This is a genomic window from Streptomyces sp. NPDC059695 (assembly GCF_042733785.1).
GTDB lineage: Bacteria > Actinomycetota > Actinomycetes > Streptomycetales > Streptomycetaceae > Streptomyces.
This window is the reverse complement of the sequence record NZ_JBHWFF010000027.1, coordinates 66,902-87,030: the sequence shown is the minus strand read 5'-3', so window position 1 is coordinate 87,030 and position 20,129 is coordinate 66,902. Positions and strand designations below refer to the sequence as shown.

Genomic DNA, 20,129 nt, shown 5'->3' with positions numbered 1-20,129 from the left:
AATCCGTGATGCAGTTCCTCCTGGCGTTGATCGTCGCCGGCCCGCTCCTCGGCGCCGTCGCCGCTCTGCTCCCCGCCCCGCCCGGACTGAAGGGGAAGTCACCCGACCAGGCCGTGCTCCGCCACGGCGTCACCGTCACCGGCGTCATCCTGCTGGCCGCGATCGTCCTCGCCCTCGGCTTCGACCACGACCACCCCTCGACGATGCAGGCCACGACGGACATCAGCTGGATCAGGGCACTCGACGTGCGCATCCACCTCGGTGTCGACGGCATCTCCCTCCCCCTTCTGGTCCTGACCGCGCTGCTGGCCTTCCTCTGCGCGCTGTACAGCTACTTCAAGATGCCTTCCGGGCCTTCCCCCAAGGCCTTCGTCGCGCTCCTCCTGGTCCTGGAGTCCGGCACCCTCGCCACCTTCGCCGTCCTCGACCTCGTCCTGTTCTTCCTGGCCTTCGAGACGGTCCTCATCCCGATGTACTTCCTCATCGCCCGCTGGGGCGGCGAGGGCAGGCGCGCCGCCGCCTGGAAGTTCATCCTCTACACGCTGCTCGGCTCGGTCGTCATGCTGCTCGGCCTGCTCCTCATCGGCGTGAAGGCGGGCACGTTCGACATGGTGGCACTCGCCACTGACAACGGCCGCGGCCTGACCACGTCGGTGCAGGTCATCGCCGTTCTCGCGATCGGTCTCGGGCTCGCCGTGAAGACCCCGATGTGGCCGCTCCACAGCTGGCTCCCGGACGCCCACACCGCCGCCCCGACCGTCGGCTCCGTCCTCCTCGCCGGCGTCCTCCTGAAGATGGGCACCTACGGCTTCGTGCGGATCGTCCTGCCGATCGCCCCCGACGGCATGCGGACCTTCGCCCCGTACCTCGCGGCCTTCGCCGTCGCCGGGATCATCTACGGATCGCTGGCCTGCCTCGCCCTCGTGCGGCCCGGCAGCAAGGGCGACCTCAAGCGCCTCATCGCGTACTCCTCCGTCGGCCACATGGGCTTCGTGCTCCTCGGCATCGCCACCATGACCCCCACCGGGGTCAACGGCGCCCTCTTCGCCAACATCGCCCACGGCCTCGTCACCGGCCTGCTGTTCTTCCTCGTCGGTGCCGTGAAGGACCGGTACGGCACCGCCGACCTCGACACCCTGGCCGGCGCCACCGGCGCCGCCCTCTACGGCCGCGCCCCCCGCCTCGGCGCCCTCCTCGCCTTCGCCGCCGTCGCCTCCCTCGGACTGCCCGGCCTCGCCGGCTTCTGGGGCGAGATGCTCGCCCTGTTCGGCGCGTTCGAACCGGCCGCGGGCCTCAGCCGCCCCGCGTTCCTCACCTTCATGGCGATCGGCGCCTTCGGCACCCTCCTCACCGCCGCCTACCTCCTCCTCGTCGTCCGCCGCGTCTGCATGGGCGGCCCGCGACCGGAGGGCGAGACGGCGATCGCCGACGTCCAGGGGTACGAGTTCGCCGCCTGGACCCCCCTCGTCGCCCTCACCGTCCTCGCCGGACTCTGGCCCGCCGTCCTCCTCGGCCTCACCGACCCGGCCGTCCAGCAGCTCCTCGCGGGAGGACCCCGATGACGTCCCTCGTCCAGTCCGTCGACTGGCTCACGATCGCGCCCCCCACCCTCACGGCCGTGGTCGCCCTCGTCGTCCTCGTCGCCGACCTCTTCGTGCCGCCGGAGCGCAAGCGGATCCTCGGCTGGACGGCGGTCGGCGGCCTCACCGCCGCCCTCGCCCTCCTCCTGCCGCTGCGGGCCGGCGACCGCTCCACCTTCTGCCTCACCGCCACGGCCCGGGCCGAGGCCCACGCGGACGCGTGCAGCTACACCGCCGACCACTTCACCCTCGTCATCCAGCTGCTCGTCCTCGCCGGAGCGCTGGTCACCGCACTCCTCTCCCTGGACGAGACCCGCGAGAGGCTCCCGGCCGGCGAGTACTGGTTCCTGCTGCTGTCCTCGGCCGCCGGCGCCGCCCTGCTGCCCGCCTCCCGCGACCTCGCCACCCTCGTCGTCGCCCTCGAAGTGGCCTCGCTGCCCGCCTTCGCGCTCGTCGGCCTCAAGCGCGGCGACCGCATGTCCGGCGAGGCCGCCCTCAAGTTCTTCCTCTCCTCCGTCACCGCGACCGCCGTCACCCTGCTCGGCGTCAGCTTCGTCTACGCGGCCACCGGCACCCTCCACCTCACGGAGATCGCCCAGCGCCTCGACGACGTCCCCGGGCAGCTCCAGACGCTCGCCGAGGCAGGGGTCGCCCTCACCCTCGTCGGCTTCGCCTTCAAGACGGCCGCCGTCCCCTTCCACTTCTGGGTGCCCGACACCTACGTCGGCGCCCCGCTGCCCGTCGCCGCCTACCTCTCCGTGGTCGGCAAGGCCGTCGGCTTCACCGGCCTCATCCTGGTGACCGTCGTCGCCTTCCCGTCCTACGCGGACGTGTGGGGCCCGGCACTCGCCGTCCTCGCCGCGCTCACCATGACCGCCGGCAACGTCGCGGCGCTGCGCCAGGTGTCCACGCGCGCGTGGAGCGCGGTACGGCTGCTCGCCTGGTCCTCCGTCGCCCAGGCCGGCTACCTCCTGGTGCCGATCGCGGCCGCCGCGTACTCCGGTGACGACCAGGTCGGCGCCACCGTCGCGTACGCCCTGATGTACGCCGTGGTGAACCTCGGCGCCTTCGCCGTCGTCGCGCTCGTCGCCCGCACCCACCCCGAGAACCGGATCTCGGACTACCGGGGCCTGTACGCGGCCAGCCCCGCGGCGGCCCTCACGCTCGGGTTCTTCCTCCTGAATCTGGCCGGTTTGCCCCCGGGTATCATCGGCCTCTTCGCCAAGGTGACCGTCTTCTCGGCGGCCGTCGACGCGGGCCTCGGGTGGCTGGCCGTGATCATGGGCGTCAACGTCGTGATCGCGCTGTACTACTACCTGCGCTGGACGGCCCTGCTCTTCCGCACGCCGGAGGGCGCGCCCGTCCCGCACAAGGCTCCCGCGCCGGTCACCCTGGCGATCGCGCTGACCGCCGCCGCCGGTGTCGTGCTGTCGGGCTACCCGCAGTTCGCCCTCCGCTTCGCGTCGACGGCGCTGTTCTGACCTCCCCCCACACGAGAAATACCGAGGAGCAACACCCCGTGCTGAACGGATTCAAGGACTTCATACTTCGCGGGAACGTCGTCTCGATGGCCATCGGTCTGGCCGTCGGCTCCGCGTTCACGGCCGTCGTCACCGGCTTCAGCAAGGCGTTCATCACCCCGCTCATCGGTCTGGCCACCGGCTCCGTCGGCGACTTCAGCGAGGCCAGCTTCTCGGTCCAGGGCACGGTCTTCCCGTACGGCCTGGCCATCGCCGCGGTCATCGCGTTCGTCATCACGGCCGCCGTCCTCTACTTCCTCATCGTCGTCCCCATGACGAAGATCCAGGCGAAGTTCGCCAAGGAGGAGGCCGCCGACCCGAAGGCCGAGAAGCGCGACTGCCCCCGCTGCTTCACCGAGATCCCGGCCGTCGCCACCCGCTGCGCCCACTGCACCAGCGAGGTCGAGCCCACCGCCGCCCCGCTCGGCAGGGAGAAGATCCCGGCCGCGCGCTGATCACCCGTACGGCCCACACGGCACCCCCCGCGGCCCGGGGAACCCGAACCTCCCGCCTGGCGTTGACCAGTACGGGAGGGTCCACTGGACGAGTGGACCACCAGGAACACCACGAGGAAAAGGGTTCCCCTGCCGCACCACTTGGAGGGCGTACCGTGCACCGCCGGCACAACGGGCTGAGGACCGCGGTCCTCCTCGGAGGGCTCTCGGCCCTCATCATCGTCATCGGCAGCTTCTTCGGACGTACGGGGCTGATCGTCGCGCTGGTCGTGGCGCTCGGCACCAACGCGTACGCGTACTGGAACAGCGACAAGCTGGCGCTGCGGGCCATGCGCGCCCGCCCGGTGAGCGAGTTCGAGGCCCCCGCGCTGTACCGCATGGTGCGCGAGCTCTCCACGCAGGCGCGGCAGCCCATGCCCCGGCTCTACATCTCGCCGACGCAGGCGCCCAATGCCTTCGCGACCGGCCGCAACCCGCGCAACGCCGCCGTCTGCTGCACCGAGGGCATCCTCGCGATCCTCGACGAGCGGGAGCTGCGCGGGGTCATCGGCCACGAGCTGAGCCACGTCTACAACCGGGACATCCTCATCTCCTCGGTCGCCGGAGCACTCGCCTCCGTGATCATGTTCCTGGTCAACTTCGCCTGGCTGATCCCGGTCGGCCGCTCCAACGACGACGACGGCCCCGGCCTCCTCGGCTACCTGCTGGTCCTCATCCTCGGCCCGATCGCCGCCTCGGTCATCCAGCTCGCGATCTCCCGCTCCCGGGAGTACGAGGCCGACGCCTCCGGAGCCCAGCTCACCGGGGACCCGCTGGCCCTCGCGAGCGCCCTGCGGAAGCTGGAGGCCGGGACCAAGCAGCTGCCGCTGCCGCCCGAGCCGAAGATCGAGACCGCGAGCCACATGATGATCGCGAACCCGTTCCGGCCCGGACAGGGCCTCTCCAAGATGTTCTCCACCCACCCGCCGATGGCCGAGCGGATCGCCCGGCTCGAACAGATGGCAGGTCGACGCCCGTGAAGACGATCCTCAACGTCATTTGGCTGGTCCTGTGCGGGTTCTGGATGTTCCTCGGCTACATGGCCGCGGGCGTCCTGCTCTGCATCACGATCATCGGCATCCCCTTCGGACTCGCCGCGTTCCGCATCGGGATCTACGCGCTCTGGCCCTTCGGGCACACGGTCGTCGACCGGCGCGACGCGGGAGCGCCGTCCTGCGTGGGCAACGTGCTGTGGCTGATCCTGGCGGGCTGGTGGCTCGCGCTGGGTCACATCACCACGGGCATCGCCCTGTGCATCACGATCATCGGCATCCCGCTGGGCATCGCGAACTTCAAGATGATCCCGGTGTCGCTGCTGCCCCTGGGCAAGGAGATCGTCCCGACGGACCAGGCCTACGGCTACAACACCCCCTGACCCACCTCGCCCACCCCTCGCACGGGCCCGCGCCCGCGCCGGGCCTTCGCCCACTGCCCGCATGGGCCCGCGCCCGGCGGGGCGGTGCCCCGCTGCCCGCGTGGGCGCCTCCGCCCGCTGCCCGTGTGGGCAATCGTCCCGCTGGGGCGGGACGGGTGGGCACACGGGACGGCGCGCTCAGCGGCGCCTCCGCGTTCCGCGCCTGGACCCGCACCACCGGGCGCTGCGCCTGTCGGTGCGGGTCAGGGCGCGGGAGCCTAGGCCCGGCACGGGGCGCCGTTCCGTTGTGCCCACCCGTTCCGCCCCAGCGGAACGATTGCCCACAACGGGGCGGGGTGGGCCCACAACGGGCGCGGCGCGGGCCCGCAACGGCGCTGGCCGGCGGCTAGCGGGTCGTTCGGGGGCGGGTCACCGACCAGGCCACCGCGCCCGCCGCCAGGACCCCCGCCCCCGCCATCACCGACCCCACCGGCAGGGCGAAGGCGAGCGCGGCGCAGCCGGCGAGGCCGAGCGCGGCCAGGGGGCGGTGGCGGCCGCCCAGCGTCCAGGCGGAGGCGTTCGCGATCCCGTAGTAGACGAGGACGCCGAACGACGAGAAGCCGATCGCGCCCCGCACGTCCACCGTCGCCGCCGTCACGGCCACCACCGCGCCGACCGCGAGCTCCGCCCGGTGCGGCACCCGGAAGCGGGGGTGGACGGCCGCGAGGGCCGTCGGCAGGTAGGCGTCGCGGGCCATCGCCAGCGTCGTACGGGACACCCCGAGGATCAGCGAGAGCAGGGAGCCCAGCGCCGCGACGGCCGCGCCGGCCGTGACCAGTGGCACCAGCCGGGCGGCGTCCGCGGCGCGGGCCGCGTCGGCGAGCGGCGCGGGGGAGGCGGCGAGGGCCGTGGGGCCGAGCACGGTGAGCACGCTCACCGCGACGAGGCCGTAGACGGCGAGCGCGAGGCCGAGCGCGAGCGGCACGGCCCGGGGGATCGTGCGGGCCGGATCACGGACCTCCTCGCCGAGCGTGGCGATCCGCGCGTACCCCGCGAAAGCGAAGAAGAGCAAACCCGCGGCCTGGAGCAGCCCGTCCGTGGCGAGGTCTCCGCCGAGGGCAGCGGGCTCCTTCCCGCCGGCCCGGAAGGACACCGTGACGACGCAGGCGAGGACGGCGAGGACGAACGCCACGATCGCCCGGGTGAGCAGTGCGGACTTCTGGAGCCCCCGGTAGTTGAGGGCTGTCAGGGCCACCACGGCGGCGACGGCCACCGCGTGCGCCCGCTCCGGCCACAGGTACGCACCGACGGTCAGTGCCATCGCCGCGCAGGAGGCCGTCTTGCCGGCGACGAAGGCCCAGCCGGCGAGGTGTCCCCAGAAGGAACCGAGACGTTCGCGACCGTACACATAGGTGCCGCCGGACGCGGGGTGGCGGGCGGCGAGCGATGCCGAGGACATGGCGTTGCAGTACGCGACGACGGCGGCGGCCCCGAGGGCCCAGAGGAGTCCCGCGCCGGATCCGGCCGCTTCCGCCGCGGGCCCCAGGGCGACGAAGATCCCCGCGCCGACCATCGAACCGAGCCCGATCACGACCGCGTCGAAGAGGCCCAGTGAGCGGCGCAGTTCCGATGTCATGCACCGCACATTAGACGCTGAGTCCGGTCTCCCTGAGCGTGATGTTCAGGCGCCCGGCCAGGCCGAGCGCGGGCTCGGCCGTGCCCGGGAACACCCGGGGAACCCCGTGGTGAACCCACCGTGACGGCCCGCCGAAGACGAAGAGGTCCCCGGAGGCCAGATCGACGTCCTGGTACGGCCGGCCGCGGTTCTCCTCGTTCCCGAAGCGGAACACGCACCGGTCCCCGAGGCTCAGCGACACCACCGGCGCCCCGGTGCGCTCCTCCCGGTCCTGGTGCATCCCCATCCGCGCCCCCGGCGCGTAGAAGTTCACGAGCGCCGTGTCGGGCGTGAAGCCCCCGTGGTCCCCGTAGGCCTCGACGAGCGCCTCGCGGCCCAGCGCGACCAGCCGGTCGGGCAGGGCGACCCCGACGGAGTCGAGGTAGCGGTACGGCACCCACTGCCGGCCCAGGCACAGCGACCGCACGGACATCACACCGCCGCCGGGCAGCACCGTCTGCCGGTACGGGACGGGCCCGCGCCCCCACGCGCGGCAGGCGTCCACCAGCTCGCGCTGGAGCGCGAACGGGAGCCACCCGGGCACGTGCACCGCCCCGGGCGCCACCGTGACCCGCTCGCGGGGGAAGAGCCCCTCGCTCACACGAGGGCCCCTTCGAGGCCGAGGAGCCGCTCCTTGCGGTCGAGCCCGGCGGCGTACCCGCGCAGGTTCCCGTCGGCGCCGATCACCCGGTGGCAGGGCCGCACGACGAGCAGCGGATTGCGCCCGATCGCGGTGCCCACGGCCCGCACCCCGGCGCCGGCCGAGCCGACCCGGCTGGCGATCTCCCCGTACGAGACGGTCGTCCCGTACGGGATCTCCTCCAGGGCCCGCCAGACGCGCCGCTGGAACGCGGTCCCGGCCTCGGCGTCGAGCGACAGGTCGAACCGGTCGCGCCGCCCGGCGAAGTACTCGTCCAGCTGCCGGGCGGCCTCGGCGAACGCCCCGGGCGCGAGCGTCCAGCCGTCCTCGACCTCGACGGCGCCCTTCTGCCCCGGCAGGGACAGTGAGCGCAGCACGGCCCGGCCCCCTTCGGCGAGCTGCCCGACGAGCAGCATCTCGCCCAGGGGGCCGTCGACGTACGCGTACACGGTCATGACTGGTTCCTCTCCCCGCACGGGTCTTCCTGAGACCCAGTGTGCGGGGACCGCCGAGCGCGAGGCTGGCGGTATTCGGACGCGACCGTCAGCGGTAGTTCACGAACTGGATCGCGAAGTCGAAGTCCTTGCCCTTGAGTAGCGCCTGCACGGCCTGCAGGTCGTCACGGCTCTTCGAGCTGACCCGCAGCTCGTCGCCCTGGACCTGCGCCTTGACGCCCTTGGGGCCCTCGTCACGGATGGCCTTCGCGACCTTCTTGGCGTTCTCCTGGGAGATGCCCTCCTCGACGGAGGCGAAGAGCTTGTACTCCTTGCCGGACAGCTGCGGCTCGCCCTCGACCTTGAGGCACTTGAGCGAGATCCCGCGCTTGACCAGCTTGGTCTGGAAGATGTCGAGGATCGCCTTGACGCGCTCGTCGCCGCTCGCCTGCATGAGGATCTTCTCGCCCGACCACTCGATCTTGGCGTTGGTTCCCTTGAAGTCGTAGCGCTGGGAGATCTCCTTCACGGCCTGGTTGAGGGCGTTGTCGACCTCCTGCCGCTCGACCTTGGAGACGATGTCGAAACTGGAGTCGGCCATGACTCGTGGCTCCTTGCTCGGATGCTGTGGGGTACCCCCAAAGCCTAGGGGGTGAGCCACGGCCCGAACCGCTGATCAGCCGCCGATCGGCCGCCGATCAATCCGGTGGCGAACCACCCCCGGGGATCAGGTATTGTTTACGTCGTTGCCAAGGAACACCGCAGAAAGGCGGGGAACCGAGGCAGCGAACCCATGGCGATGTGCCCGAGTGGCCAATGGGAGCGGACTGTAAATCCGTCGGCTTAGCCTACCCAGGTTCGAATCCTGGCGTCGCCACGTGAAGAAGGTCCCCGGTGCTCGCACCGGGGACCTTCACTCGTTTTCCGGTGTCGGTGTCAGTTGCCGGCCATGTCCTTCACCGCCACCGAGAGCGGGACCGAGCCGGAGATCAGTTCCAGGGTCAGTCCGGCGGTCGCCGGGGTCTCCAGGAGCTCGGCGATGACCGCCGCCACGTCGTCCCGGGGGACCGGCCCGCGGCCCGTGCGGGCCTCCAGGCGGACCATGCCCGTGCCCGCGTCGTTCGTCAGGGAGCCGGGCCGCAGGATCGTCCAGTCCAGCGCCGTGCGCGAGCGGACCTCGTCGTCGGCCGCGCCCTTCGCGCGCAGGTAGGCGTCGAAGATCTCGTCGCCCGGGTGGGAGGCGTCCGCGCCCATCGAGGAGACGACGACGTACCGGCGCACGCCCGCGCGTTCCGCCGCGTCGGCGAACAGGACCGCCGCCGCCCGGTCCACCGTGTCCTTGCGGTCGGCTCCGCTGCCCGGGCCCGCGCCCGCCGCGAAGACGGCCGCGTCCGCGCCCTGCAGCACCGCGGCGACCATCTCGACCGACGCCGACTCCAGGTCCAGGACGACGGGCTCGGCGCCCGCCTCCCGCAGGTCGGTGCCCTGTTCCGGTCTGCGGATGATCCCCGCGACCTCGTGCCCGCCCGCCGAGAGCAGTCTCTCCAGGCGCAGGGCGATCTGTCCGTGTCCTCCAGCGATGACGATGCGCATACTCACGACCGTACGACGGGTCCGGCCGGAGGGCTCCCCGGCTCGGGCGGGCGCTCCGGACGCGCCTGACGCGGCAGGTCCAGCGCCGCCGCCGAGTCGCAGTACTCCCGCACCGCGCTCGTCCGGGCCACCACCCGCCCCCGGTGCACCACGATCCGGCTGTACGCCAGGGACAGCACGCCCGCCAGACGCTCGCCGCGCACCGCGAGCAGCTCCGCCGGGAAGCCGGCCTCCACCCGCACCTCCGGAAGGCCCATCACCGCCCGCGCGTCCGCGCTCACCGCCCCGTACGCCTCCTGGGGCGGCAGCCCGCCGAGCGAGGCCAGCAGGTAGGCCGCCTCCAGCGGATCCCCGCGCCCCACCGGATTCGCCACGTCCCGCAGCGCCCCGCTGCCCGCCGCGAGGCGCACCCCCGCCGCCCGCAGCAGCCGCACCGGCGCCGCCCCGCGCGCCTCCGTGCCGCCGCAGCCGCCCTGCGGCAGGCACACCACCGTCACCGCGGCCGCCGCCAGCCGGTCCGCCGCCCGCCGCGCCGCGTCGGCGGGGAGCCGGGCGAGCCCGGCGCACGGCCCGATCGTCACCCCGGGCCGCAGCCCGCCCGCCATCGCCGCGAGCCGGGCGAGCCGGGCCGGGTCCTCCCCGTCGGTGTGCAGGTCGACCGGGACGCCGTGCTCGGCCGCGACCTCGAGCACCGCCTCCACGTATCCCGCCGGGTCCGGGTCGAGGTCCGGGCAGCCGCCGACCACGCCGGCGCCCATCCGCACCGCGTCCCGCAGCATCGCGAGCCCGTCCGCGCCCGCGACGCCCGTGAGCAGCCGGGGCACGGCCACGGCCGTCAGGTCGACGAGGCCGCGCAGCGAGCGGCGGGCCTGGAGCACCGCTTCGAGCGGGCCGAGTCCGTGGACGTCGCCGATGCGCACGTGCGCGCGGAGCGCCGTCGCGCCGTGGCCGAGCTGGAGCAGCGCCGCCTCGGTGGCCCGCCGCTGCACCTCCTCGGGGGCGTACGAGACGGGGCCGGGGGTGTCGGCGGAGAGCGCGGTGTCGGCGTGGGCGTGGGGTTCGGCGGCGGCGGGCAGCAGCAGGTAGCCGGTGAGGTCGACCCGCGCGCCCACGGCGGCGAGGCTGCCCGCGGTCCCGACGGCCTCGATCCGGCCGCCGGCGAGCCGCACGTCGACGGTCCTCCCGTCGGTGAGGCGCGCGTGGGAGAGCAGGAGCGAGGTCGAGTCGGCGGTGGTGGCCCCGTCCTCGGGCGGCTGGGGCTGCTTGCTGTCGGCTGACATCGGCTCCTCACGGTTCCTCAGGATCAAGATCACGCAGCGTGGGGCCGAGCCTAGGGGCGCTCGGAACGACCTTCCGGGAGGAGCGCAATAGTCGTACCGATGAGGCCACGAGTGGCGTACGGGACGCCTGGTGGGGGCCGTCGCGGGCCCGTGGGGAAACGGATTTGGGTGATGGGCCGGAGACCGTGTAATGTCTTCCTCGCTCGCCCCAATAGCTCAGTCGGTAGAGCGTCTCCATGGTAAGGAGAAGGTCTACGGTTCGATTCCGTATTGGGGCTCTGGTGAGAGGGATCTCGTCTTCGGACGGGATCCGGATCATCAAAGCGGTGTAGCTCAGTCGGTAGAGCAAGCGGCTCATAATCGCTGTGTCACCGGTTCAAGTCCGGTCACCGCTACAGACAGTAGCCGATTGTGGGGTCGGTCCTTCGATCGGCTACTCTTCTATGCGTTCATCCGTCCATCCGTCCGTCAAGGAGCACTCACGTGGCTGCCACCGACGTCCGCCCGAAGATCACGCTGGCCTGCGTGGAGTGCAAGGAGCGGAACTACATCACCAAGAAGAACCGGCGTAACAACCCGGACCGTCTTGAGATGAAGAAGCACTGCCCTCGCTGCAACTCGCACACCGCGCACCGCGAGACGCGTTAATCAGGCTCGTACACGAGGCCGTCCCCACATCGGGGGCGGCCTCGTGTCGTTTGTCGGCACCGTCCGCACCAGAGGCAACACATTCAGCAGGAGGTATCGAGTTCATGGCGCTCGACCAGTCCTTCGTGGGCCGGACCTATCCGCCCACCGCGCCCTACGAGGTCGGCCGCGAGAAGATCCGCGAGTTCGCCGAGGCGATCGGTGACGCCAATCCCGCGTACACCGACACCGAGGCGGCCAAGGCGCTCGGGCATTCCGAGGTGATCGCCCCGCCCACGTTCGTGTTCGCCATCACGTTCAAGGCGGCCGGCGCCGTCATCGAGGACCCCCAGCTGGGCCTCGACTACAGCCGCGTCGTCCACGGCGACCAGAAGTTCTCCTACACCCGGCCCGTCCGTGCCGGGGACCGGCTCTCGGTCACCTCCACCATCGAGGCGATCAAGTCCCTGGCCGGCAACGACATCCTGGACATCCGCGGCGAGGTCCACGACGCCTCCGGCGAGCACGTCGTCACCGCCTGGACGAAGCTCGTCTCCCGCGCACCCGAGGGGGCCTGACCATGACCGCGAAGATCGCCTACGACGAGGTCGAGGTCGGCACCGAGCTGCCCGCGCAGACCTTCCCCGTGACCCGCGCCACGCTCGTGCAGTACGCCGGTGCCTCCGGGGACTTCAACCCGATCCACTGGAACGAGAAGTTCGCGGTCGAGGTCGGCCTCCCGGACGTCATCGCCCACGGCATGTTCACCATGGCCGAGGCGGTCCGGGTCGTCACCGACTGGGCCGGTGACCCCGCCGCCGTCGTCGAGTACGGCGTCCGCTTCACCAAGCCGGTCGTCGTCCCGAACGACGGGACCGGCGCGCTGATCGAGGTCTCCGCCAAGGTCGGCGCCAAGCTGGAGGACCAGCGGGTGCGGGTCGACATCACGGCGACGAGCGCCGGACAGAAGGTCCTGGGCCAGTCCCGGGCCGTGGTCCGCCTCGCCTGAGCCCGGGAGGGTGCTTGCCCGCCGCGCGCGCGGCGGGTAAGTACCCTTGGGCCCGTGCAGCTCCTCAACGACGCCCCCCTCGCGCCCCTGACCACCTTCCGGCTCGGCGGTCCCGCCGCCCGGCTCGTCACGGCCACCACCGACGCCGAGGTCGTCGCGGCGGTCCGCGAGGCGGACCGCACCGCCACCCCGCTGCTCGTCATCGGCGGCGGATCCAACCTGGTCATCGGGGACAAGGGCTTCGAGGGGACCGCGCTGCGCATCGCCACCACGGGCCTCACCCTCGACGGGAACCGGCTGGAGGTCGCCGCCGGCGAGGTCTGGACCGACGTCGTCGCCCGGACCGTCGAGGCCGGTCTCGCCGGGATCGAGTGCCTGGCGGGCATCCCCGGCTCGGCCGGCGCCACCCCCATCCAGAACGTCGGCGCCTACGGGCAGGACGTCTCCGCCACGATCACCGAGGTCGTCGCCTACGACCGGCGCACCGAGGAGACCGTCACCCTCACGAACGCCGAGTGCGCCTTCTCGTACCGGCACAGCCTCTTCAAGGACCGGCCCGACCGGTACGTGGTGCTGCGGGTCCGCTTCGAGCTGGAGGAAGCGGACGGCATGTCCGCCCCGCTCAGGTACCCCGAGACCGCCCGCGCCCTCGGCGTGGAGGCGGGGGACCGGGTGCCGCTCGCCGCCGCCCGCGAGACCGTGCTGCGGCTGCGGGCCGGCAAGGGCATGGTCCTCGACCCGGAGGACCACGACACCTGGTCCGCCGGCTCCTTCTTCACCAACCCGATCCTCACGGCGGGGGAGTACGAGGCCTTCCTCGCGCGCGTGGGGGAGCGGCTCGGACCGGACGTCACCCCGCCGGCCTTCCCCGCGGGCGAGGACGGCGCCGTGAAGACCTCGGCGGCCTGGCTGATCGACAGGGCGGGCTTCACCAAGGGGTACGGCTCCGGGCCCGCCCGGATCTCCACCAAGCACACGCTCGCCCTCACCAACCGCGGCGGGGCGACCACCGAGGACCTCCTGGCCCTCGCCCGCGAGGTCGTCGCCGGCGTGCGGGAGGCCTTCGGGATCACCCTCGTCAACGAGCCCGTCACCGTCGGCGTGGAGCTCTAGGACCCTTCGCCCTAGTACGCGACGCCCACGCCCTGCTTGACCGTCGTGGGGTCGTCGATCATCGCCAGCATCGCGTGCGCCACGTCCGCGCGGGCCAGGGAGCGGCCCCGGGGCGGGGTGCCGCCGACGACCGTGCGGTACCGCCCGGTGGCCGCCTTGTCCGTCAGCTTGGGCGGGCGTACGGAGGTCCAGTCGGCGTTGCTCGCGGCGAGGTCGGACTCCATGACGCGCAGGTCGGCGTAGACGTCCTTCAGGACGGAGTTGATCACCGAGAGCACCGCCCTGTCGACGAGGCCCTGGCCCTCCGGGACCGGGCCCAGCGGGGCCGCGCTGACCACCAGGAGGCGGCGCGTCTTCTCGGCCTCCATGGCGGTGAGCACCGAGCGGGTCAGACGGGCCGCCACGCCCGCGTCCGCCCGGGTGCGGGCCCCGAGGCCGGAGAGCACCGCGTCCCGGCCCGCGACGGCCCCGCGCAGGACCTCGGGGTCGGTGAGGTCGGCCCTCAGGACCGTCAGGCGCGCGCCGGTCACCGTGAGCCGCGCGGGGTCCCGCACCACCGCCGTCACCTCGTGTCCGGAAGCCAGCGCCTGGCGGACGATCTCCTGGCCGATGCCGCCGGTCGCGCCGAAGACTGTGAGCTTCATGTCGCACCCTCCCCGGGTGGGTAAGTATTCACTCACCTCCAGGGTGAGTGGATACTCACTCTGACGTCAAGCGTGGCTGGAGGATGCATGGAACAGAGGCCGACACGGACCCGGATCGTCGACGCCGCCCGCGACCTCATGCGGACGGCGGGGCTCGCCCGCACCACCACCAAGGAGATCGCCAGGGCGGCCGGCTGCTCGGAGGCCGCGCTCTACAAGTACTTCAGCAGCAAGGAAGAGCTGTTCCTGACCGTCCTGAACGAGCGCCTCCCCCAGCTCGGCGGACTCCTCGGCACGCTCGCCCACGACCCCGGCGGCCGCACCGTCGAGGAGAACCTCGCCGAGGTCGCCCGGCAGGCCGCGCTCTTCTACGAGCAGACCTTCCCGGTCGTCGCCTCCCTGTACGCGGAGCCGCAGCTCAAACGGCGCCACGAGGAGGCCATGCGCACCTACGGCATGGGCCCCCACAAGCCCATCGAAGGCCTCGCCGCCTACCTCCGCGCCGAGCAGCGGCACGGGCGCATCGCCGCCGACGCCGACCCGGTCGCCGCCGCGTCCCTGCTCCTCGGAGCCTGTGTGCAGCGCTCGTTCGCCTGGGAGGCGAGCCCCGACCGCAGGCCGCCGGACTCACTCGACGACTTCGCCCGCACGCTCGCCCGCACCCTGCTCCGGGGCATCAGCTGATCCAGTCGTCGATCCCCGCGAGCAGCTTCGCCCGCACGTCCTCGGGCGCCGCCGAACCCCGCACCGACTGACGGGCCAGCTCGGCCAGCTCCGCGTCCGTGAACCCGTGGTGCCGGCGGGCGATCTCGTACTGCGCGGCGAGCCGCGAGCCGAACAGCAGCGGGTCGTCCGCGCCGAGCGCCATCGGCACCCCGGCCTCGAAGAGCGTCCGCAGCGGCACGTCCTCGTGCTTCTCGTACACCCCGAGCGCCACGTTGGACGCCGGGCACACCTCGCAGGTCACGCCCCTCTCGGCGAGCCTGCGCAGCAGCCGGGGGTCCTCCGCCGACCGCACCCCGTGGCCGACCCGCGCCGCCCGCAGGTCGTCCAGGCAGTCCCGTACGGACGAGGGGCCCGTCAGCTCGCCGCCGTGCGGGGCCGCGAGCAGGCCGCCCTCGCGCGCGATCGCGAAGGCCCGGTCGAAGTCCCGGGCCATGCCCCGCCGCTCGTCGTTGGAGAGACCGAAGCCGACCACGCCCCGGTCCGCGAAGCGCACCGCGAGCCGCGCCAGCGTCCGCGCCTCCAGCGGATGCTTCATCCGGTTCGCCGCGACCAGCACCCGCATCCCGAGCCCGGTCTCGCGCGAGGCCGCGTCGACCGCGTCCAGGATGATCTCCAGGGCCGGGATCAGACCGCCGAGGTGCGGGGCGTACGAGGTCGGGTCGACCTGGATCTCCAGCCACCCCGAGCCGTCCCTGACGTCCTCCTGGGCCGCCTCCCGGACCAGTCGCCGGATGTCCTCGGGGGAGCGCAGGCAGGAGCGGGCGATGTCGTAGAGCCGCTGGAAGCGGAACCAGCCGCGCTCGTCGGTCGCCCGCAGCCGGGGAGGCGTACCGCTCTTGAGCGCCTCCGGGAGATGCACGCCGTACTTGTCGGCCAGTTCGAGCAGGGTCGTGGGCCGCATCGAACCGGTGAAGTGCAGGTGCAGATGGGCCTTGGGCAACAGGGTGAGATCGCGTACGTGCTCCATCGGCCGATACTGCCGCACTCGAATGGACGAATGCAGTCCCTTTCCCCGATCGGGACCTTGCTAGAACGCAAAAACGGGCCCCCGGTTCCGGAGAACCGGGGGCCCGCACCGCACGAGGATCAGTCCGTCGCCTCGGCGAGCAGCTTCTGGATCCGGGACACGCCCTCCACCAGGTCCTCGTCACCGAGCGCGTACGACAGGCGCAGGTAGCCCGGGGTGCCGAAGGCCTCGCCCGGGACGACCGCGACCTCGGCCTCGTCGAGGATCAGGGCGGCGAGCTCGACCGAGGTCTGCGGGCGCTTGCCGCGGATCTCCTTGCCGAGCAGGCCCTTCACCGACGGGTACGCGTAGAACGCGCCCTCCGGCGTGGGGCAGTACACGCCCTCGATCTCGTTCAGCATCCGCACGATCGTCTGGCGGCGGCGGTCGAAGGCGGTGCGCATCTCGGCGACCGCGTCCAGGTTGCCGGAGACGGCGGCGAGCGCGGCCACCTGCGCCACGTTGCTCACGTTGGACGTGGCGTGCGACTGGAGGTTCGTGGCGGCCTTCACGACGTCCTTCGGGCCGACGATCCACCCGACGCGCCAGCCCGTCATCGCGTACGTCTTCGCCACACCGTTCACCACGATGCACTTGTCGCGCAGCTCGGGCACGATCGCCGGCAGCGAGGTGAACTTCGCGTCGCCGTAGACCAGGTGCTCGTAGATCTCGTCCGTCAGGACCCACAGACCGTGCTCGACGGCCCAGCGGCCGATCGCCTCGGCGTCCGCCTCGCTGTACACCGCGCCGGTCGGGTTCGAGGGCGACACGAAGAGGACGACCTTGGTCCGCTCCGTGCGGGCAGCCTCCAACTGCTCCACCGAGACCCGGTATCCGGTGGTCTCGTCGGCGACGACATCCACCGGGACACCGCCCGCGAGACGGATCGACTCGGGGTACGTCGTCCAGTACGGCGCCGGGACGATGACCTCGTCGCCCGGGTCGAGGATCGCGGCGAAGGCCTCGTAGATCGCCTGCTTGCCGCCGTTGGTCACCAGGACCTGGGAGGCGTCGACCTCGTAACCGGAGTCGCGCAGCGTCTTGGCGGCGATCGCGGCCTTCAGCTCGGGCAGGCCGCCGGCCGGCGTGTAGCGGTGGTACTTGGGGTTCTTGCAGGCCTCGACGGCCGCGTCGACGATGTAGTCCGGGGTCGGGAAGTCGGGCTCACCCGCGCCGAAACCGATCACCGGGCGCCCGGCGGCCTTGAGGGCCTTGGCCTTGGCGTCGACGGCGAGGGTGGCGGACTCGGAGATCGCACCGATCCGGGCGGAGACCCGACGCTCGGTGGGAGGGGTAGCAGCGCTCATGCGGCCATCGTCCCAGACCGCCTCGGAGCCCGGCACACAGGTTTCACGGACCGGACAGGAACGGTCATTCCCGGTCGTACGCGCGTCCGACGGCAGGTCGGCGTGCTTTCTGTTCGACGTAGGGGCCCATGACCACGTATGCTCACTCCTCGTTGGCCCACAGCGACCACATCTCACGATGCGGTACGTTGGGGGGCACCGACAAAGGGTCGTAGCTCAATTGGTAGAGCACCGGTCTCCAAAACCGGCGGTTGGGGGTTCAAGTCCCTCCGGCCCTGCTACACACACCGCCAGGTGTTGTGCGCATGTACGTACTTCATTGCACCGCCGTGCGGCTCCACCCGGGCGCGGCACGGCCGACCCGGAATCAGGTGAGAGATCGTGACGGACGCCGTAGGCTCCATCGACATGCCTGATGCCGACGACGAGACCGCAGAGTCGAAGAAGAAGTCCCGCAAGGGCGGGAAGCGCGGAAAGAAGGGCCCCCTGGGCCGTCTCGCGCTCTTCTACCGCCAGATCATCGCCGAGCTCCGCAAGGTCGTCTGGCCCACGCGCAGCCAGCTGTCGACGTACACCACCGTGGTGATCGTCTTCGTCGTCATCATGATCGGCCTTGTCACCGTGATTGACTATGGCTTCCAGGAAGCAGTCAAGTACGTCTTCGGCTGACTTTTTGTTCCACCCATCTGTATCGCAGGAAGAAGCAGCCACCGTGTCTGACGCGAACCTGAACGACGCCTTCGAGTCCGAGTCCGTCGAGGACGAGCTGGACATCGTCGAGGCCGCCGACGAGGACGTCGAGGACGTCGAGGTCGACGCTGCTGAGGACGCTGCGGACGAGGACGTCGAGACCGACGAGGTCGACGAGGACGAGACCGACGAGGATGACGAGGACGAGACCGTCGTCACCGTCGAGGTCGAGGACGAGGACGAGGACGCCGAGGAAGAGACCGAGGAGGAGGCCGAGCCGGCCGCCCCGGTCGACCCGGTCGCCGCGCTCCGCGAGGAGCTCCGCACCCTCCCCGGCGAGTGGTACGTCATCCACACCTACGCGGGCTACGAGAAGCGCGTGAAGGCCAACCTCGAGCAGCGTGCCGTCTCGCTCAACGTCGAGGACTTCATCTACCAGGCCGAGGTCCCCGAGGAAGAGATCGTCCAGATCAAGGGCGGCGAGCGGAAGAACGTCAAGCAGAACAAGCTTCCCGGCTACGTTCTCGTCCGCATGGACCTGACGAACGAGTCCTGGGGCGTCGTCCGCAACACCCCCGGTGTCACCGGCTTCGTGGGCAACGCCTACGACCCGTACCCGCTGACCCTGGACGAGATCGTCAAGATGCTCGCCCCGGAGGCCGAGGAGAAGGCCGCCCGCGAGGCCGCCGAGGCCGAGGGCAAGCCGGCTCCCGCCCGCAAGCTGGAGGTCCAGGTCCTGGACTTCGAGGTCGGCGACTCGGTCACCGTCACCGACGGCCCCTTCGCGACCCTCCAGGCCACGATCAACGAGATCAACCCCGACTCGAAGAAGGTCAAGGGCCTCGTCGAGATCTTCGGTCGCGAGACCCCGGTCGAGCTGAGCTTCGACCAGATCCAGAAGAACTGATCTCACCGTCTTCCGACCAGGTCAGAGTGGCTCTCGCAGCCGCTCTGACCTGCTCGGTTTTTAGCCGCACGTCTATACCCGTTATCGTTGTGCGGTATGCCTCCATCCGGATGACCGGATGGCGGGCTGAACACTCTCACTAGGACCCGGAGAGAGCAATGCCTCCCAAGAAGAAGAAGGTCACGGGGCTTATCAAGCTCCAGATCAACGCCGGTGCGGCGAACCCGGCCCCGCCGGTCGGCCCCGCGCTCGGTCAGCACGGCGTCAACATCATGGAGTTCTGCAAGGCCTACAACGCCGCGACCGAGTCGCAGCGTGGCATGGTCGTGCCGGTGGAGATCACGGTCTACGAAGACCGCACCTTCACCTTCATCACGAAGACTCCGCCGGCCGCCAAGCTGATCCTCAAGGCCGCGGGTGTGGAGAAGGGCTCCGGCGAGCCGCACAAGACCAAGGTCGCCAAGCTCACGGCCGCCCAGGTCCGCGAGATCGCCACGGTCAAGCTCCCCGACCTGAACGCCAACGACCTGGACGCCGCGTCCAAGATCATCGCTGGCACCGCCCGCTCCATGGGCATCACGGTCGAGGGCTGATCACCCCCCTCGTGACCTAGTGGTAGGGCCAGCGCCGGCCCGCACCACGACTCCACACCTGAACCAACAGGAGAAGAAGTTGAAGCGCAGCAAGGCTCTCCGCACTGCGGACGCCAAGATCGACCGCGAGCGTAACTACGCTCCTCTCGAGGCCGTCCGTCTCGCCAAGGACACCGCCACCACGAAGTTCGACGGCACCGTCGAGGTCGCCTTCCGCCTGGGCGTCGACCCGCGCAAGGCCGACCAGATGGTCCGTGGCACCGTGAACCTTCCGCACGGCACCGGCAAGACCGCCCGGGTCCTGGTCTTCGCGACCGGTGACCGTGCCGAGGCCGCGATCGCCGCGGGCGCCGACATCGTCGGCTCCGACGAGCTCATCGACGAGATCTCCAAGGGCAACCGCCTGAACGAGTTCGACGCCGTGGTGGCCACCCCGGACCTCATGGGCAAGGTCGGCCGCCTCGGCCGCGTCCTCGGCCCGCGTGGTCTCATGCCGAACCCCAAGGTCGGCACCGTCACCCCCGATGTCGCGAAGGCTGTCAACGACATCAAGGGCGGCAAGATCGAGTTCCGCGTCGACAAGCACTCGAACCTGCACTTCATCATCGGCAAGGTCTCCTTCGACGAGACGAAGCTGGTCGAGAACTACGCCGCGGCGCTGGAGGAGATCCTCCGTCTGAAGCCGTCCGCCGCCAAGGGCCGCTACATCAAGAAGGCGACCCTCACCACGACGATGGGCCCCGGCATCCCGCTGGACTCCAACCGCACCCGCAACCTCCTCGTCGAGGAGGACCCGGCCGCGGTCTGAACCTCACCGGTTCACTGAGTGGTCAGCCGGCCCCCCCCCCCCCCCCGCGGGCGGGGGCCGGGTTTTTGGTACGGGTTATAAAACCACCTAAAAGTAGAAAGGGGGGGGGACACACGTGAGACAAAGCCC

The 20,129-nt window shown here is 71.3% G+C and carries 23 protein-coding genes and 4 tRNA genes; 18 read left to right on the top strand and 9 right to left on the bottom strand.

Annotated features, from left to right (window positions below):
- Window positions 1–8: 8 nt before the first annotated feature.
- From ACFV2S_RS28795 to ACFV2S_RS28775, 5 genes are all read left to right on the top strand, one after another.
- The gene (locus ACFV2S_RS28795; protein WP_385565003.1) at window positions 9–1,562 is read left to right on the top strand and encodes a NuoM family protein; all 1,554 of its coding nucleotides are present in this window, start codon (window positions 9–11) and stop codon (window positions 1,560–1,562) included.
- A complete protein-coding gene (locus ACFV2S_RS28790; protein ID WP_385564981.1) occupies window positions 1,559–3,061 on the top strand; it encodes an NADH-quinone oxidoreductase subunit N in 1,503 nt (500 codons plus the stop codon). Before ACFV2S_RS28795 ends, ACFV2S_RS28790 begins: the two co-directional genes overlap by 4 nt.
- Before the next feature lie 38 nt (window positions 3,062–3,099).
- Window positions 3,100–3,555, top strand: a complete 456-nt coding sequence (mscL, locus tag ACFV2S_RS28785; RefSeq protein ID WP_385564978.1) for a large conductance mechanosensitive channel protein MscL — start codon at window positions 3,100–3,102, stop codon at window positions 3,553–3,555.
- A 155-nt stretch (window positions 3,556–3,710) separates the two neighbouring features.
- Window positions 3,711–4,574 carry a zinc metalloprotease HtpX gene (gene htpX / locus ACFV2S_RS28780; RefSeq protein WP_383789939.1) on the top strand — a complete coding sequence of 288 codons (864 nt, stop codon included), beginning with the start codon at window positions 3,711–3,713 and terminating at the stop codon, window positions 4,572–4,574.
- On the top strand, window positions 4,571–4,969 hold the full coding sequence (locus ACFV2S_RS28775; protein WP_383789936.1) for a YccF domain-containing protein: 399 nt from the start codon (window positions 4,571–4,573) through the stop codon (window positions 4,967–4,969). The genes htpX and ACFV2S_RS28775 overlap by 4 nt, the downstream gene beginning before the upstream one ends.
- Window positions 4,970–5,354: 385 nt before the next feature.
- On the opposite strand, the gene ACFV2S_RS28770 is transcribed toward ACFV2S_RS28775, so the two are convergent.
- The 4 genes from ACFV2S_RS28770 to ACFV2S_RS28755 all read right to left on the bottom strand — a co-directional run bounded on the left by ACFV2S_RS28770 (window position 5,355) and on the right by ACFV2S_RS28755 (window position 8,298).
- Window positions 5,355–6,584, bottom strand: a complete 1,230-nt coding sequence (locus ACFV2S_RS28770) for an APC family permease (protein ID WP_385564975.1) — start codon at window positions 6,582–6,584, stop codon at window positions 5,355–5,357.
- Window positions 6,585–6,594: 10 nt separating this feature from the next.
- Window positions 6,595–7,224: an alpha-ketoglutarate-dependent dioxygenase AlkB family protein gene (locus tag ACFV2S_RS28765; protein WP_385564973.1), complete on the bottom strand. Its 630-nt coding sequence runs from the start codon at window positions 7,222–7,224 to the stop codon at window positions 6,595–6,597.
- A complete protein-coding gene (locus tag ACFV2S_RS28760; RefSeq protein ID WP_385564970.1) occupies window positions 7,221–7,718 on the bottom strand; it encodes a methylated-DNA--[protein]-cysteine S-methyltransferase in 498 nt (165 codons plus the stop codon). Before ACFV2S_RS28760 ends, ACFV2S_RS28765 begins: the two co-directional genes overlap by 4 nt.
- 88 nt (window positions 7,719–7,806) lie before the next feature.
- On the bottom strand, window positions 7,807–8,298 hold the full coding sequence (locus ACFV2S_RS28755; protein WP_361739607.1) for a YajQ family cyclic di-GMP-binding protein: 492 nt from the start codon (window positions 8,296–8,298) through the stop codon (window positions 7,807–7,809).
- A gap of 194 nt (window positions 8,299–8,492) precedes the next feature.
- On the opposite strand from ACFV2S_RS28755, the gene ACFV2S_RS28750 reads away from it, so the two are divergent.
- Window positions 8,493–8,574, top strand: a tRNA-Tyr gene (locus tag ACFV2S_RS28750).
- Between the two features lie 59 nt (window positions 8,575–8,633).
- On the opposite strand, the gene ACFV2S_RS28745 is transcribed toward ACFV2S_RS28750, so the two are convergent.
- Complete coding sequence (locus ACFV2S_RS28745) at window positions 8,634–9,290, bottom strand: NAD(P)H-binding protein (protein ID WP_385564966.1); 657 nt, start codon at window positions 9,288–9,290, stop codon at window positions 8,634–8,636.
- A 2-nt stretch (window positions 9,291–9,292) separates the two neighbouring features.
- A complete protein-coding gene (locus ACFV2S_RS28740) occupies window positions 9,293–10,570 on the bottom strand; it encodes an amidohydrolase family protein (RefSeq protein ID WP_385564963.1) in 1,278 nt (425 codons plus the stop codon).
- Window positions 10,571–10,775: 205 nt separating this feature from the next.
- Here ACFV2S_RS28740 and ACFV2S_RS28735 point away from each other — a divergent pair.
- The 6 genes from ACFV2S_RS28735 to ACFV2S_RS28710 all read left to right on the top strand — a co-directional run bounded on the left by ACFV2S_RS28735 (window position 10,776) and on the right by ACFV2S_RS28710 (window position 13,319).
- A tRNA-Thr gene (locus tag ACFV2S_RS28735) sits at window positions 10,776–10,848 on the top strand.
- Window positions 10,849–10,892: 44 nt separating this feature from the next.
- Window positions 10,893–10,965, top strand: a tRNA-Met gene (locus ACFV2S_RS28730).
- Between the two features lie 88 nt (window positions 10,966–11,053).
- Window positions 11,054–11,218, top strand: a complete 165-nt coding sequence (gene rpmG, locus ACFV2S_RS28725) for a 50S ribosomal protein L33 (protein WP_003956487.1) — start codon at window positions 11,054–11,056, stop codon at window positions 11,216–11,218.
- A 104-nt stretch (window positions 11,219–11,322) separates the two neighbouring features.
- A complete protein-coding gene (locus ACFV2S_RS28720) occupies window positions 11,323–11,775 on the top strand; it encodes a MaoC family dehydratase N-terminal domain-containing protein (RefSeq protein ID WP_329854479.1) in 453 nt (150 codons plus the stop codon).
- 2 nt (window positions 11,776–11,777) lie between these two features.
- On the top strand, window positions 11,778–12,206 hold the full coding sequence (locus ACFV2S_RS28715) for a MaoC family dehydratase (protein ID WP_383789916.1): 429 nt from the start codon (window positions 11,778–11,780) through the stop codon (window positions 12,204–12,206).
- Window positions 12,207–12,260: 54 nt separating this feature from the next.
- On the top strand, window positions 12,261–13,319 hold the full coding sequence (locus ACFV2S_RS28710) for a UDP-N-acetylmuramate dehydrogenase (RefSeq protein ID WP_385564958.1): 1,059 nt from the start codon (window positions 12,261–12,263) through the stop codon (window positions 13,317–13,319).
- A gap of 11 nt (window positions 13,320–13,330) precedes the next feature.
- Here ACFV2S_RS28710 and ACFV2S_RS28705 read toward each other — a convergent pair whose 3' ends face one another.
- Window positions 13,331–13,963, bottom strand: coding sequence for an NAD(P)-dependent oxidoreductase (locus tag ACFV2S_RS28705; protein WP_385564955.1), 633 nt, complete (start codon window positions 13,961–13,963; stop codon window positions 13,331–13,333).
- Between the two features lie 87 nt (window positions 13,964–14,050).
- Between ACFV2S_RS28705 and ACFV2S_RS28700 the strand changes: the two genes are divergently transcribed.
- Window positions 14,051–14,647 (top strand): TetR/AcrR family transcriptional regulator, encoded by a 597-nt coding sequence (locus ACFV2S_RS28700; RefSeq protein WP_385564952.1) that lies wholly within the window; start codon window positions 14,051–14,053, stop codon window positions 14,645–14,647.
- On the opposite strand, the gene ACFV2S_RS28695 is transcribed toward ACFV2S_RS28700, so the two are convergent.
- Together ACFV2S_RS28695 and ACFV2S_RS28690 are read right to left on the bottom strand one after the other, a co-directional pair.
- Window positions 14,640–15,656 carry an adenosine deaminase gene (locus ACFV2S_RS28695; RefSeq protein WP_385564948.1) on the bottom strand — a complete coding sequence of 339 codons (1,017 nt, stop codon included), beginning with the start codon at window positions 15,654–15,656 and terminating at the stop codon, window positions 14,640–14,642. The genes ACFV2S_RS28700 and ACFV2S_RS28695 overlap by 8 nt on opposite strands.
- 119 nt (window positions 15,657–15,775) lie before the next feature.
- Entirely contained in the window at window positions 15,776–17,002 is a 1,227-nt protein-coding gene (locus ACFV2S_RS28690) for a pyridoxal phosphate-dependent aminotransferase (protein WP_383789901.1), read from the bottom strand.
- A gap of 205 nt (window positions 17,003–17,207) precedes the next feature.
- Between ACFV2S_RS28690 and ACFV2S_RS28685 the strand changes: the two genes are divergently transcribed.
- The 5 genes from ACFV2S_RS28685 (at window position 17,208) to rplA (ending at window position 20,000) form a co-directional block, all read left to right on the top strand.
- Window positions 17,208–17,280, top strand: a tRNA-Trp gene (locus tag ACFV2S_RS28685).
- Between the two features lie 103 nt (window positions 17,281–17,383).
- The gene (gene secE, locus ACFV2S_RS28680) at window positions 17,384–17,671 is read left to right on the top strand and encodes a preprotein translocase subunit SecE (RefSeq protein WP_329854469.1); all 288 of its coding nucleotides are present in this window, start codon (window positions 17,384–17,386) and stop codon (window positions 17,669–17,671) included.
- Between the two features lie 43 nt (window positions 17,672–17,714).
- The gene (gene nusG / locus ACFV2S_RS28675) at window positions 17,715–18,599 is read left to right on the top strand and encodes a transcription termination/antitermination protein NusG (RefSeq protein ID WP_385564943.1); all 885 of its coding nucleotides are present in this window, start codon (window positions 17,715–17,717) and stop codon (window positions 18,597–18,599) included.
- A gap of 158 nt (window positions 18,600–18,757) precedes the next feature.
- Window positions 18,758–19,192: a 50S ribosomal protein L11 gene (gene rplK, locus ACFV2S_RS28670; RefSeq protein ID WP_030687894.1), complete on the top strand. Its 435-nt coding sequence runs from the start codon at window positions 18,758–18,760 to the stop codon at window positions 19,190–19,192.
- Between the two features lie 79 nt (window positions 19,193–19,271).
- Complete coding sequence (gene rplA / locus ACFV2S_RS28665; protein ID WP_385564940.1) at window positions 19,272–20,000, top strand: 50S ribosomal protein L1; 729 nt, start codon at window positions 19,272–19,274, stop codon at window positions 19,998–20,000.
- Window positions 20,001–20,129 lie beyond the last annotated feature (129 nt).

Excerpts from the sequence above, each read along its gene's own strand:
- ACFV2S_RS28795 (WP_385565003.1), top strand. The coding sequence starts at position 9 with ATGCAGTTCCTCCTGGCGTTGATCGTCGCCGGCCCGCTCCTCGGCGCC.
- ACFV2S_RS28790 (WP_385564981.1), top strand. The coding sequence starts at position 1,559 with ATGACGTCCCTCGTCCAGTCCGTCGACTGGCTCACGATCGCGCCCCCC.
- ACFV2S_RS28770 (WP_385564975.1), bottom strand. The coding sequence starts at position 6,584 with ATGACATCGGAACTGCGCCGCTCACTGGGCCTCTTCGACGCGGTCGTG.
- ACFV2S_RS28760 (WP_385564970.1), bottom strand. The coding sequence starts at position 7,718 with ATGACCGTGTACGCGTACGTCGACGGCCCCCTGGGCGAGATGCTGCTC.
- ACFV2S_RS28755 (WP_361739607.1), bottom strand. The coding sequence starts at position 8,298 with ATGGCCGACTCCAGTTTCGACATCGTCTCCAAGGTCGAGCGGCAGGAG.
- ACFV2S_RS28745 (WP_385564966.1), bottom strand. The coding sequence starts at position 9,290 with ATGCGCATCGTCATCGCTGGAGGACACGGACAGATCGCCCTGCGCCTG.
- ACFV2S_RS28740 (WP_385564963.1), bottom strand. The coding sequence starts at position 10,570 with ATGTCAGCCGACAGCAAGCAGCCCCAGCCGCCCGAGGACGGGGCCACC.
- ACFV2S_RS28720 (WP_329854479.1), top strand. The coding sequence starts at position 11,323 with ATGGCGCTCGACCAGTCCTTCGTGGGCCGGACCTATCCGCCCACCGCG.
- ACFV2S_RS28715 (WP_383789916.1), top strand. The coding sequence starts at position 11,778 with ATGACCGCGAAGATCGCCTACGACGAGGTCGAGGTCGGCACCGAGCTG.
- ACFV2S_RS28705 (WP_385564955.1), bottom strand. The coding sequence starts at position 13,963 with ATGAAGCTCACAGTCTTCGGCGCGACCGGCGGCATCGGCCAGGAGATC.
- ACFV2S_RS28700 (WP_385564952.1), top strand. The coding sequence starts at position 14,051 with ATGGAACAGAGGCCGACACGGACCCGGATCGTCGACGCCGCCCGCGAC.
- ACFV2S_RS28695 (WP_385564948.1), bottom strand. The coding sequence starts at position 15,656 with ATGGAGCACGTACGCGATCTCACCCTGTTGCCCAAGGCCCATCTGCAC.
- ACFV2S_RS28690 (WP_383789901.1), bottom strand. The coding sequence starts at position 17,002 with ATGAGCGCTGCTACCCCTCCCACCGAGCGTCGGGTCTCCGCCCGGATC.
- rplK (WP_030687894.1), top strand. The coding sequence starts at position 18,758 with ATGCCTCCCAAGAAGAAGAAGGTCACGGGGCTTATCAAGCTCCAGATC.